11 protein-coding genes are annotated in these 11230 nt (G+C 72.3%); 6 read left to right on the plus strand and 5 right to left on the minus strand.

Annotated elements, in window-relative coordinates; translation table 11 throughout:
* The first annotated feature begins 96 nt into the window (after window positions 1-96).
* From ACFXDJ_RS18445 to ACFXDJ_RS18465, 5 genes are all read left to right on the plus strand, one after another.
* Window positions 97-789 (plus strand): FadR/GntR family transcriptional regulator, encoded by a 693-nt coding sequence (locus ACFXDJ_RS18445; protein ID WP_384849625.1) that lies wholly within the window; start codon window positions 97-99, stop codon window positions 787-789.
* A gap of 135 nt (window positions 790-924) precedes the next feature.
* Window positions 925-2070: a galactonate dehydratase gene (gene dgoD / locus ACFXDJ_RS18450; RefSeq protein ID WP_384661318.1), complete on the plus strand. Its 1146-nt coding sequence runs from the start codon at window positions 925-927 to the stop codon at window positions 2068-2070.
* 58 nt (window positions 2071-2128) lie between these two features.
* The gene (locus ACFXDJ_RS18455) at window positions 2129-2746 is read left to right on the plus strand and encodes a bifunctional 4-hydroxy-2-oxoglutarate aldolase/2-dehydro-3-deoxy-phosphogluconate aldolase (RefSeq protein WP_384849628.1); all 618 of its coding nucleotides are present in this window, start codon (window positions 2129-2131) and stop codon (window positions 2744-2746) included.
* Complete coding sequence (locus tag ACFXDJ_RS18460) at window positions 2743-3729, plus strand: sugar kinase (protein WP_384849631.1); 987 nt, start codon at window positions 2743-2745, stop codon at window positions 3727-3729. Before ACFXDJ_RS18455 ends, ACFXDJ_RS18460 begins: the two co-directional genes overlap by 4 nt.
* Before the next feature lie 69 nt (window positions 3730-3798).
* On the plus strand, window positions 3799-4014 hold the full coding sequence (locus ACFXDJ_RS18465; RefSeq protein ID WP_384657156.1) for a zinc ribbon domain-containing protein: 216 nt from the start codon (window positions 3799-3801) through the stop codon (window positions 4012-4014).
* A 15-nt stretch (window positions 4015-4029) separates the two neighbouring features.
* Here the strand turns inward: ACFXDJ_RS18465 and ACFXDJ_RS18470 are convergent, their stop codons facing one another.
* The 4 genes from ACFXDJ_RS18470 to ACFXDJ_RS18485 are packed head-to-tail and all read right to left on the minus strand — an operon-like array spanning window position 4030 to window position 9201.
* Window positions 4030-4689 (minus strand): O-methyltransferase, encoded by a 660-nt coding sequence (locus tag ACFXDJ_RS18470; RefSeq protein WP_384657153.1) that lies wholly within the window; start codon window positions 4687-4689, stop codon window positions 4030-4032.
* Window positions 4686-5525 carry an HAD family hydrolase gene (locus tag ACFXDJ_RS18475; protein ID WP_384657151.1) on the minus strand — a complete coding sequence of 280 codons (840 nt, stop codon included), beginning with the start codon at window positions 5523-5525 and terminating at the stop codon, window positions 4686-4688. The genes ACFXDJ_RS18470 and ACFXDJ_RS18475 overlap by 4 nt, the downstream gene beginning before the upstream one ends.
* Window positions 5522-8011, minus strand: a complete 2490-nt coding sequence (locus tag ACFXDJ_RS18480) for a phosphoribosyltransferase (protein WP_384849634.1) — start codon at window positions 8009-8011, stop codon at window positions 5522-5524. Before ACFXDJ_RS18480 ends, ACFXDJ_RS18475 begins: the two co-directional genes overlap by 4 nt.
* Before the next feature lie 8 nt (window positions 8012-8019).
* Window positions 8020-9201 (minus strand): HpcH/HpaI aldolase/citrate lyase family protein, encoded by a 1182-nt coding sequence (locus ACFXDJ_RS18485; RefSeq protein WP_384657146.1) that lies wholly within the window; start codon window positions 9199-9201, stop codon window positions 8020-8022.
* Window positions 9202-9521: 320 nt separating this feature from the next.
* Here ACFXDJ_RS18485 and ACFXDJ_RS18490 point away from each other — a divergent pair, with 320 nt between their 5' ends.
* Window positions 9522-10262: a TerD family protein gene (locus tag ACFXDJ_RS18490; protein WP_384657167.1), complete on the plus strand. Its 741-nt coding sequence runs from the start codon at window positions 9522-9524 to the stop codon at window positions 10260-10262.
* A gap of 61 nt (window positions 10263-10323) precedes the next feature.
* On the opposite strand, the gene ACFXDJ_RS18495 is transcribed toward ACFXDJ_RS18490, so the two are convergent.
* Window positions 10324-11064 (minus strand): Tellurium resistance, encoded by a 741-nt coding sequence (locus tag ACFXDJ_RS18495; RefSeq protein ID WP_384657143.1) that lies wholly within the window; start codon window positions 11062-11064, stop codon window positions 10324-10326.
* Between the last annotated feature and the right edge of the window lie 166 nt (window positions 11065-11230).

Genomic DNA, 11230 nt, shown 5'->3' on the forward strand with positions numbered 1-11230 from the left:
CGCAATAATTGCTAATTAACGATTACTTGTGCAAGTCTTTGCCATGCCGGGGGAGCAAGTAGGGACGAAAGCCCCGACAGGAGAGGGGAAACCGGAATGAGCAGCAGCGAAGCCGCCTACGGAGGCCGGGGGATCCACAAGGCCGCCGTGGAGGAAGTGGCCCGCAGGATCTTCGACGGGGTCTACGACGAGGGATCCACGCTCGACCTCCCCCGCCTCATGGAGGAGCTCGACGTCAGCCAGACCGTGCTCCGCGAGGCCATCAAGGTGCTCATGGCCAAGGGTCTGCTCGACGCCCGCCAGAAGCGCGGCACCTTCGTGCGGCCGCGCGCCGACTGGAACCTGCTCGACTCGGACGTCCTGCGCTGGAAGCTCGCGGCCGGCCCGCCCGACTGCTTCTTCTCGGACCTGCTGGAGCTGCGCCGCGCGATCGAACCGGCCGCGGCCGCGCTGGCCGCCGTACGGGCGACAGGGCAGGACCTGGCCGCGCTGGACGCCGCGCTGACCGCGATGGCGGCGAGCGACCGCGATCCGGTGCTGCACGTACGGGCGGACGCCTCGTTCCACCTGGCGCTGCTGACCGCCTCGCACAACCTGTTCTTCACCCAGATGTACCGGGTGATCATCCCGGCGCTCGTGGAACGCGACCGCGCGGTGCACAAGGGGGACTTCGAGCACCCGCACGCGATCCACCGGGCCGTGGTCGACCAGGTCCGCGCCGGGGACGCGGACGGGGCGTACATGGCGGTGCTCGACCTGCTCGACGTGGCCCAGCGCGACCACCCGTAGCCCGATCCCGCAGTACCCGTAGACCCGTAGTGCCCGCAGTACCCGTAGTACCCGTAGTACCCGTAGTACCAGTAGTACCCGTAGTACCCCGCATCCCGGTCCTGCCACCCCGACCAGGAGAGGACACCGTCCGCCGTGAAGATCACCCGTATCGAGACGTTCATGGCCCCGCCGCGCTGGATGTTCGTGCGCGTCGAAACCGACGAGGGAGTGGTCGGCTGGGGCGAGCCCGTGGTCGAGGGGCGCGCCGAGCCGGTGCGCGCGGCCGTGGAGGTGCTGTCCGAGTACCTGATCGGCCAGGACCCGATGCGGATCGAGGACCACTGGCAGGTCATGACCAAGGGCGGCTTCTACCGCGGCGGCCCCGTCCTGTCCTCGGCGGTCGCAGGGCTCGACCAGGCGCTGTGGGACATCAAGGGCAAGGCGTACGGGAAGCCCGTGCACCAGCTCCTCGGCGGCCCGGTCCGCGACCGGATCCGCGCCTACGCCTGGGTCGGCGGCGACGAGCCGCACGAGATCAAGGACGCGCTGACGCGGCAGACCGAAGCGGGCTTCACGGCCGTCAAGATGAACGGCTGCGGCCGCATGAGCCCGCTCGCGACCCGCTCCGAGGTGCGCGACTGCGTCCAGCGCGCCGAGACCGCCCGTGAAGTCCTCGGCGACGACCTCGACTTCGGCCTCGACTTCCACGGCCGGGTCTCCCCCGCCAACGCCCGCCGGATCCTCCCCCTCCTGGCCCCGTACGACCCGATGTTCGTCGAGGAGCCCGTCCTCTCCGACCACATGCACGCCGTACCCGACCTGGTGAACGCCTCCAACATCCCCATCGCCCTAGGTGAACGTCTCTTCACCCGCCGGGAGTTCCTCGCCCCGCTCGAAGCCGGCGTGGCGATCCTGCAGCCCGACATCTCGCACGCCGGCGGCATCTCGGAACTGCGCCGCATCGCCTCCCTCGCCGAGGTCTACGGGGCCCAGATCGCCCCTCACTGCCCGCTCGGGCCCGTCGCCCTGGCGGCCAGCCTCCAAGTCGCCTTCACCACCCCCAACTTCCTCATCCAGGAACAGTCCATCGGCATCCACTACAACCAGGGCGCCGAGCTCCTCGACTACGTCACCGACCCCGAGCCCTTCCGCTTCGACGCGGGCTCGCTCGTCCGCACGGAGCGGCCGGGCCTCGGAGTCGAGGTCGACGAGGCGGCCGTCCGCGCCGCCGACAAGAAGGGGCACGCCTGGCGCAACCCCGTGTGGCGCCACGACGACGGCTCCTTCGCCGAGTGGTGAGCCCCCACCACCACTCGTGATTCCCCCCACCCCCGCACATCAGAAGGCAGGCATTCCCATGGAGTTCGGCGCAGCGCTGCGACAGGAGCGGCTCGTCGCCATCGTCCGCGGCAGGGACCCCGAGGCGTCCTTCCGTACCGTCATGACCCTCGTCGAAGAGGGCGTCCGTCTCGTCGAGGTCTCCCTCAGCGGGACCGACGCGCTGGAGGTCATCGGCCGGGCCCGCAAGGAGCTCGGCGACGAGGCGTGGCTCGGCGCCGGTACGGTCCTCACCGCCGAGGACGCCCAGCGGGCCGCCGGGGCCGGAGCCAACCTGATGGTCACCCCGGGGCTCGGCGCGGGCGTGGACGAAGCCGTCCGCCAGGGCGTGCCGGTGCTGGCCGGGGTCATCACCCCGACCGAGGTCATCGCGGCCGACGCGGCGGGGGCCTGCGCGCTCAAGCTGTTCCCCGGCTCGATCGGCGGACCGGCGTACCTGCGGGCCCTGCGGGCGCCCTTCCCCGACCTGCCGTTCGTACCGGTCGGCGGGGTGGACTCGGCCGCCGCGGCCGAGTACCTGTCCTCCGGCGCGGTGGCCGTCGGCATCGGCTCCCCGCTGATCGGGGACGCGGCCGACGGCGGCGACCTGGCCGCGCTGCGGCGCCGGGCGGCGGAGTTCCTGGCGGTCTGCGCATGAACGGGCAGACCGCCGGGCACTCCACCCCCGAGGTGTTCACCTTCGGCGAGACCATGCTCGCCCTGCGCGGCAGCGGCCCGCTGCGCCTCGGCGGCACGATGGACGTCTCCGTCGCCGGCGCCGAGTCGAACGTCGCGATCGGCCTGGCCCGGCTCGGCCACTCGGTCCGCTGGGCGGGCGCGGTCGGCGAGGACGAGGCCGGTGATCTGGTCCTACGGACGCTGCGTGCCGAGGGCGTGGACGTCACCGGAGCCTCCCGCGACGACGGCGGGGCCCCGACCGGGCTGATGCTCTCGGAGCCGCGCCTGCCGGAGCTGACCCGGGTGCACTACCACCGGGCGGGATCGGCGGGCTCGCGCCTCAAGGCCTGCTCGCTGGAGCGCGCCTTCACGGCGGCCCCTCCCCGGGTGCTGCACCTCACCGGCATCACCCCGGCCCTCTCCCGCTCGGCCCGCTCGGCGGCGACCATGGCCCTGCGCCTCGCGGCCGAGCACTCGGCGCTGGTCTGCCTGGACGTCAACTTCCGGTCCCGGCTGTGGTCCGCCGAAGAGGCTGCGGCGGTGCTCCGCGCCTGGGCTCCGTCGGTGGACGTCCTCATCGCCTCGGACGACGAACTCCCCCTGTGCCTGCCCCCCGACGGGCCGACCGACCCGGCCGTCCGGGCCAAGGAGCTCCTGGCGCTCGGAGTCGGCGAGGTGGTGGTCAAACTCGGCGCGGCCGGAGCGACGGCGTACGCCGAGGACGGCTCGTCGCTCCACGCTCCCGCCCGCCCGGTCCGGGCGGTGGACACGGTCGGCGCGGGCGACGCGTTCGTCGCGGGCTACCTGTCGGGGTTGCTCGACGGCCTGGACACGGCCGGCCGCCTCGACCGGGCCGTCACGACGGGCGCCTTCGCGGTGGCCTCGCGGGGCGACTGGGAAGGCGCCCCGATCCGCGCGGAGCTCCCCCTCCTCACGGCAACCGCCGGCACCGTGCTCCGCTGACCCGCCGCCGGGCCGCCTCCGCGGAGCGAGCGCTTCCCGGCCGGGGACCGACTGCGTAGCCTGTACCGCATGCCTCGTTACGATTACCGCTGCCGGACCTGCGAAGACACCTTCGAGGTCAGCCGGCCCATGGCCGAGTCCTCCGCGCCCGCCGACTGCCCCGCCGGGCACTCCGACACCGTCAAGCTGCTCTCCGCCGTCGCCGTCGGCGGGACCAGCAGTGCCCCCGCCGCGCCGATGGGCGGCGGGGGCGGGGGCTGCTGCGGTGGCGGCGGCTGCGGCTAGGTCGTCCGAGACGGCCTAGCGCTTGCGGGAGAGGGTCAGGCCGTCGGAGATCGCCAGCATCACGGACTCCATGCGGGGGTCCGCCGCGACGTGGTCGTTGTAGGCCTGGACCCCCGCCGCCGAACCCGTCGCGGACTCGTCCAGCACCGTGCCGTGGTAGAGGGTGTTGTCCGTGACGATCAGGCCGCCCGGGCGCAGCCTCGGCACCAGCTCCTCCCAGTAGAGGATCTGGCTCTCCTTGTCGGCGTCCACGTACGCCATGTCGATGTGCGGATCGGCCGGCATCGCCCGGAGGGTCTCCAGGGCCGGCGCGATCCGCAGTTCGATGCGGTCCGCGACCCCCGCCTTCGCCCAGGCCTCGCGCGCGTACGCCGTCCACTCCTCCGAGACGTCGCACGCGATGAGCCTGCCGTCCGCCGGCAGCGCCTGCGCCATCGACAGGGAGGAGAAGCCGGTGAAGGTGCCGACCTCCACGATGTGCCGGGCGCCGGTCAGCCGGACCAGGAAGGCCAGCAGCGGGCCCTGCTCCTCGGCCGACTGCATTCCGGCCGAGTCCGGGAACGCCGCGTACGTCGAGGCCACCAACCCCTGCTGGACCTCGTCCAGCGGAGGGTTGTGCGCCAGCATGTACCGGTAGAGCTCGTCTGTGATCTTGGTGCTGTTGCCCTTGGTCATGCGCCCAGTGTGCCGAGTCCGCCCAGCCGCCGCGCCTCCCGGGTGAACTCGCGGACGATTTCCTCACCCGCCAGCACCCCCGCCCGCGTCAGCGAGGTGACGTGCGGCGCCGTCCAGCCCGCGTCGGCCAGTTCGCCGTGGCCCGGCCGCCATCCCGCGTCCGCCGCGAGCAGCAGGTCCGCGTCCAGCAGCGAGTCCCCGGCGGCCAGGGTGGCCGTGGCCCCCGTACGCCGGGCCACCTCGCGCATCGCCGCGCTCTTGGTCAGCGGGCGCGGGACGGCGTAGATCTTCCGGCCCTGGAGCGAGACGGTCCAGCCGCGCGCCTCGGCCCACTCCGTCAGCGACTTGATCCATTCCTCCGGGACCAGGGCCCGCTCCACGACCAGGTAGGCGAAGAGGTCCTCGGCCACCCGCGCCTTGCGCAGCCACGCCGGGTCGGCGGCGGACAGCAGGTGCGCGTGCACCTCCTCCAGCGGAGCGCACTCCTCGGCGAGGCGCGCAGCGACCTGGCGGCGCCAGTCCCGGTCCGGGGAGCCGTCGACGAGGAGCTGGCCGCCGTTGGCGCAGATCGCGTACTTCGCCGGTCGCCCGGGGAAGCGGATGCGCTGGTACTGCTTGCGGGTACGGGTGGTGGTCGGGACGAAGACGACGCCCGGGTCCGCCGACAGCTCCGCCAGCAGTCCCGCCGCCGTCTCCGTCATGTACGACAGCGGCTTGCTCTCGTGGACCTCGACGCACAGCAGCCGTGGGGCCACCGGGTCGGGCATGGTCAGGGCGAGCGCGGCGTTCGAGTAGATGAGCGTACGGTCGAGGTCACTGGCTACGAGGACGGTCACTTGGCTGACACAGCCTTTCCGTCGGCGCCCGTGGCGCCGCGCGTGAAGCGTGGGTGAATGAGGCCTACGCAGGTGTAAGGCAGCCCGTCGACCTCCTCCACCGGCACCCCGCGCTGCTGAGCGAGGAGTCGTACGTGGTCCAGGTCGGCCCCCGCGCCGCGCTGCGCGAGGATCTTCCACGGCACCCGGCGCAGCAGCACCCGCGTGGTCTCGCCGACACCGGGCTTGACCAGGTTCACGTCGTGGATGCCGTACTCCTCGCTGATCCGCTCCACCGCCTCCCAGCCCACCCAGGTCGGCGTGCGGTCGGCGGCGAGGAGCTCCTTGACCTCGGCGTCCACGGCCTCGGCCACCTCCTCGAAGTGAGCGGCGACGGTGTCGACGAATTCGACGGAGACATCGGCCCCGGCGAGCTCGCGGTAGTACTTCGCGCCGTGGAATTCGGCGGGACCGACCAGGTCGGACCTCAGAACCGTACGGGAGACGAGCCCGGAAACGGTGGAATTGAGACAGGCGGAGGGGATCAGGAAGTCCTCGCGGGTGCCGTACGTCTCCACGCACGAGCCGGGGTCGGCGAGGACCACGATCCCGGGGTTGAACCCCTCGAACCCGGACAAGGCCTCGCGCAGCTCGCGGGTGATCGCGCCCTTGCCGGTCCAGCCGTCGACGAAGACGATGTCGGCCGGGTCGTGGTGGGCGGCCAGCCAGCGCAGCGCGTTGGCGTCGATGCCGCGGCCGCGCACGATGGAGACCGCGTAGTGCGGCAGGTCCAGGCCGTGCCGGGCCCGCGCCCAGCGCCGCATCAGGACGCCCACGGGGGTGCCGGCGCGGGCCAGGGAGACGAGCACCGGGGACGGGGACCGCTCGGCGAGCACCGTCTCGGTGACGGTTCCGACGGCGCGGGCCATCCGGGCGGCGGAGGCGGTCAGCGCGCTCTGGTAGAGCTGCTGGTACTCCGGGGACGGCTGGTACTCGACGGGCAGGGACTCCGCATAGTGCGCGCCGCCCGCCTGGATGGCCTCTTCGCGCTCCTCGGTCGGGGCTTCCAGCTCGACCTCGGAGAAGTCCTGGAGCAGCCAGCCGACGTCCTGCGGGGCGTACGAGGAGAAGGCGGGGCCGCGCAGGGGCTCGGCGGTCATGATCGGCTCCTGCCGGTCGGGGACGTACGACGGTATGACGGCCAGCAGGACGCGGCCGGTGTGCGGGGCGAGGGCGTCGAGCAGCCCGGTCCGGAGCTCGGGGGTGTCGCCGGCCGAGTCGACGACGGCGATGACGGCGTCGAAGCCGGCGCCCGCGACGTTGTAGGCGTACCGGTCGCCGGGGCCGTCCGCGGGGTGGTCGTGGGCCGGGAAGACGAGCCGGGTGCGGATGGCGTAGCCGGGGTCGTCCACGGCGAGCACCGGCGAGCGGGTCGTCGTGGAGAAGCGGACCTCGGCCGCCGCGCCCGACTCCTCCAGGGCCTGCGCGAGGCGCAGGGGCGCGTACATCAGCTCCTCGTTGCCGAGTACGAGGACTCGCGCGGGGCCGTCGCCGAGCGCGGCTTTGAGTTGGTCCGCCATGGCTGGCAGCGCCGCGTTCAGCGCTTCGCGGTGCGCGGGGGTGAAGCCGTGGCGGCCGCCGTCTGGTATCCCGGTGGGCCAGTCCAGCGTCACGCGGGTGGTCGGGTGCGGGCCGTCTGCCGGGGCGCCGCCCCGGACCCCGCTCCTCAAACGCCGGAGGGGCTGGATGTGCTTCTCGTACTCCTCGACCAGTGCCTGGCCCTTGGCCAGGACCCCCTCCGGGAGGCGGACCGTGCCCGAGGCCAGCGCGATCAGGTCCACGCGGGCACCCAAGCCCTCCGCGAAGGCGGTGAGTCGGTCGCGGTCGGACGGGGAGCGCATGTCCACCAGGGCGACGACCACGTAGTGCCCGCGCGGGTGGCGTTCGTGCAGGTCTCGGATGGTGTTCAGGACGGTGTTGCCGGTGGAGAACTCGTCGTCGACGAGGACCAGCGGGCCCGAGCCCGCCAGCAGCTTCGGGTCCTCGGGGAGCAGCAGGTGCGAGGTGGCGTGCGAGTGGGCCTCCTCGAAGCCGCCCGCGGGCTCCACGCCGGGCACGGGGCGCCGGGTGGAGTGCAGGTACGGGGCGCCGCCGAGGCCGTCGGCCACGCAGTGGCCGAGGCCGGTCGCGGTCTCGGCGTACCCGAGGACCACCGCCGAGGCCGCCTCCTCCTCGCCCAGCAGCTCCCGGACCCGTTCGCCGAGCCCGTACCCGGCGGCGTACACGGTCGCCGGGGACTGCGGGACGTGCTTGCCCAACACCTGCGAGACCAGCAGGTGCGCCCGCTTGGGGTTGCGGCGCAGCGCGAGCCCGAGCAGCTCCTCCAGGCAGGGCCCGCCGGTCCCCGTCCCGGGGCCGGAGCCTTCCTCAAGGCCGACGCCCAGCCGGTCAGCGACCCACGTTCCCGACCACACGGCTTCGATCTTCTTGCCCTTCTTCGCAGTCAACGGCCCGCTCACACCTGGAGCCCGGCCGTGAGGAGATCGACGAAGCCGACCTCCTCCTTCGCCACGCCGAAGACCTCGGCGCGCAGCATCGTGCGCTCCGCCCAGGCCCGGTGGGGCTTCACCTCGTTCATTTTGTTCGTATAAGCGGACCGCATCACTCCACCGCCGCCGCGCTCGGGGCGCAGGATGTCCTGCGCGTCGCTGAACTCCTCGTGGGAGACCACCGACAGCGCGTGGACGGGGGTGACATGGGCGGGGTGGATGCAGGTTTTGCCCATCAGCCCGTTGGCCCGGTCCAGCTCGATCTCGCGCAGCAGCCCGTCCAGGTCGTGCTCGATCAGCGCGGTGCGCAGCTCCTCGACCCCCTCCTCCGCGAAGGGGCTGCGGCGCAGCTGCGGCTTGAAGAGCCGCTGCTGGCTGCGGAAGTACTCCCAGACGGGCCCGGTCACCGTGAAGCCTGTGCCGTCGGCGCGGCTGAGCACGTTGACCACGTCGGCGATCACACCGGCGACGATCTGCACGTCGTAGGCGGTCATGTCGGGGGTGCGGCGCAGTCCGTACGCGGAGCAGAAATCGGTGACGCCCAGGCGCAGCGCCAGGACCCGCTCGCGGTACTTGTTGACCGTGCGGGAGATCCCGGCGAGGGCCTCGACGCGGGTCTCCAGGTGGAGCAGCTCGGGGGTCTCCAGGACGGGCATCGCGTACAGCCGGGAATGCCCGCTCACCGCTTCCGCCTGTGCGACGGCTTCGAGGAAGGCGATTCCGCGGGTCTCGCTGAACTTCGGCAGCACGAATCCGGACAGCCGGGCGGCCGAGCCACCGAGCCGTTGCACCAGGTCGGGGATCTGCTCGGGCGTGCGGACCCGGATGAAGAGCAGCGGGAGCTCCTCGGCCGGGCCGTCGTCCGCCGTCTCGTGGAGGGCGGCGAACTGCCGGACGAGGTTCTCCTCGCCGTCCGTGACCTCGGCGTCGCTGATGGAGTCCTCCAGGCACAGGACCATGGAGACGACTCCCCGGCCGGCCTGCTTGCGGACGTCACGGGCCAGCTGGGTCCGGGTGGCGGGGCTGTAGAGCGTGGCTCCCAGGGCGGCCGCGAGCGTGCCTGCGGGGGAGGCGGCGGTGAACTCGGCCGGCTCCTGGTGGAAGAGGTCCTTGCGGACGGTGGGCGATATGTGCCCGAAGTGACGCATGTGCTTCCCCCGTACTGCCTCGGCGGCCCGACTGGCATGGCCGGTAATAGTACGTACGAATGAGATTCCAGAGTTCCCCACGCACATGAAATCCAGGTAACCGTCCCTGGTCAGAGATCCGGAGCGGGGCCTTTGGTCCGCTCAGGTCACCACCTTGGTACCGGACGGTTCCGGCCGCACCCGGTCCACCACGGACTCCCGGGCCCGTCGCACATCCACCGCACACCCACCCTTGCACCATGCCCAGGACTCATCTCGGGGACAAGGTCTACGGGGGGCCGCATTGTCCCGGTCGTGCCCGGGAGGGCAGGATGACCGCCATGACGCACGCGATGCAGAAGGGCTCGAACATCCCGGTGGCCGCCACGGCGGTCCGGGCGGTGCTGCGCTGGACCGGCGGGCCCGATGTTCCCGACGTGGACGCTTCCGCGCTGCTCGTGGGCTCGGACGGGCGGGTTCGCTCGGACGAGGACTTCGTGTTCTACAACCAGCCCCGGCACCCCTCGGGGGCGGTCTGGCGGCTCGGCAAGAAGCAGGTCGGCGACTCGATCACCGACGCCGTCCAGGCGGACCTGCGGGCCGTCACCCCGGTCGTGGACCGGATCCTCGTCGTCGCCTCCGCCGAGGACGTGCCCTTCCAGCGGGTCCACGACCTGCGGATCCTGCTCTACGACGCCACCGCCACCGGCGGCTCCGAACCGCTGGCCTTCTTCGACGTACGGCCCGAGACCGGCGCCGAGACGGCGCTGATCTGCGGCGAGCTGTACCGCCGGGGCGACGGGTGGAAGTTCCGCGCGCTCGGCGAGGGCTACTCCAACGGCCTGGTCGGGCTGGCCACCGACCACGGGATCTCCGTGGACGAGAGCGCCCCCGAGGCCCCGGCGGCCACGGCCGCGCCCGGGCCCGCCCCGGTGCTGCCGGCGCCGCCCACCCAGGCCCCGCCGGCCGCGGCGCCCGCGTACGGGTACCCGCAGCCGGTGTCCCCGGTGCCGGTGCCGGCTCCGGGCGGGGATCCGTCCTTCCGGCTGCCGGTGCAGGGGCCCCAGTTCATTCGTCGCTGAGGTTCATCCGCCGCCGCGGTGCATCCGCCACTGAGGCGCATCCGCCGCCGGGCCGCGCGGCTCAGGCCTTCGTCTTGTAGCCCCGGCCCCACTGGAGGCCCCACCCGTACAGCCGGTCGAGCTCGGCCTGGAACCCGTAGACGAATTTGACCTCGCGGCGCACGATCAGCTCGCCCTTGACGCTCTCCAGGGAGACGACCGCGCAGGAGCGCGCCTGCGGGTGGCGCTCCTCCAGCGGGATCTCTATGCGCGGCCCGGTGATCGGGAAGAGGGTCACCAGGGCGTGGGTCCGGTCGAAGGCCGGGGTCTGGTCGTAGATGTAGACGAAGACCAGCAGCCGCTTGATCTCCTCGGCGTGGTCGAGGTTGACGAAGATCGTCTCGCCGGAGGGCGCACCGAACCGGTCGTCGCCGCTGAGCTTCACGTACGGCGGGCTGTTGATGTCCCCGTGCAGGTTGCCCAGCGGCTGGACGACGCCCCGGGTTCCGTCGGTCAGCTCGTAGAGGCAGCCGATGTCGAGGTCGACATTGACCATGCCCTGGGTGTGCGCCTGCACCATGTCCGGTTTGAACAGTTTGAACGGGTGGCGGAAGAGCTGCCCGCTCTGGCCGGCGGTGCGGCCGCCGATGTCCGAGGTGCGCATCCGCCAGGAGAGGTTCACGCGCAGATTGCCGTGCACCGCCCCCTGTTTGGTGAGCGACACCGTCGGATGGCGCTTGGTCAGCTCGATCGCGTTCGACGAGGCACTGCCCGACTGGAAGTGCTCACCGCGGCTGCCCCTGATGCCGTCGAAGAATCCCATCCCTCAACCCCCCTTGATCCATCCCCTGATGACACACGGAAGCGGGGCGGGGCCCGGGGGGCGCGGGGGCGCCCCCCCCCCCCCCCCCCCCGCTGATCCGCGTAAAACGCCCGGCAAAGGGCGGCGCGGGGTACCCCACACAGCAACACGGGGTTTAAGCCCACCC

It is taken from the genome of Streptomyces sp. NPDC059443, from assembly GCF_042750105.1.
Lineage (GTDB): Bacteria > Actinomycetota > Actinomycetes > Streptomycetales > Streptomycetaceae > Streptomyces.

Coding starts and splice junctions, on each gene's coding strand:
- ACFXDJ_RS18445 (WP_384849625.1), top strand. CDS start 97: ATGAGCAGCAGCGAAGCCGCCTACGGAGGCCGGGGGATCCACAAGGCC.
- ACFXDJ_RS18455 (WP_384849628.1), top strand. CDS start 2,129: ATGGAGTTCGGCGCAGCGCTGCGACAGGAGCGGCTCGTCGCCATCGTC.
- ACFXDJ_RS18460 (WP_384849631.1), top strand. CDS start 2,743: ATGAACGGGCAGACCGCCGGGCACTCCACCCCCGAGGTGTTCACCTTC.
- ACFXDJ_RS18465 (WP_384657156.1), top strand. CDS start 3,799: ATGCCTCGTTACGATTACCGCTGCCGGACCTGCGAAGACACCTTCGAG.
- ACFXDJ_RS18470 (WP_384657153.1), bottom strand. CDS start 4,689: ATGACCAAGGGCAACAGCACCAAGATCACAGACGAGCTCTACCGGTAC.
- ACFXDJ_RS18485 (WP_384657146.1), bottom strand. CDS start 9,201: ATGCGTCACTTCGGGCACATATCGCCCACCGTCCGCAAGGACCTCTTC.
- ACFXDJ_RS18490 (WP_384657167.1), top strand. CDS start 9,522: ATGACGCACGCGATGCAGAAGGGCTCGAACATCCCGGTGGCCGCCACG.
- ACFXDJ_RS18495 (WP_384657143.1), bottom strand. CDS start 11,064: ATGGGATTCTTCGACGGCATCAGGGGCAGCCGCGGTGAGCACTTCCAG.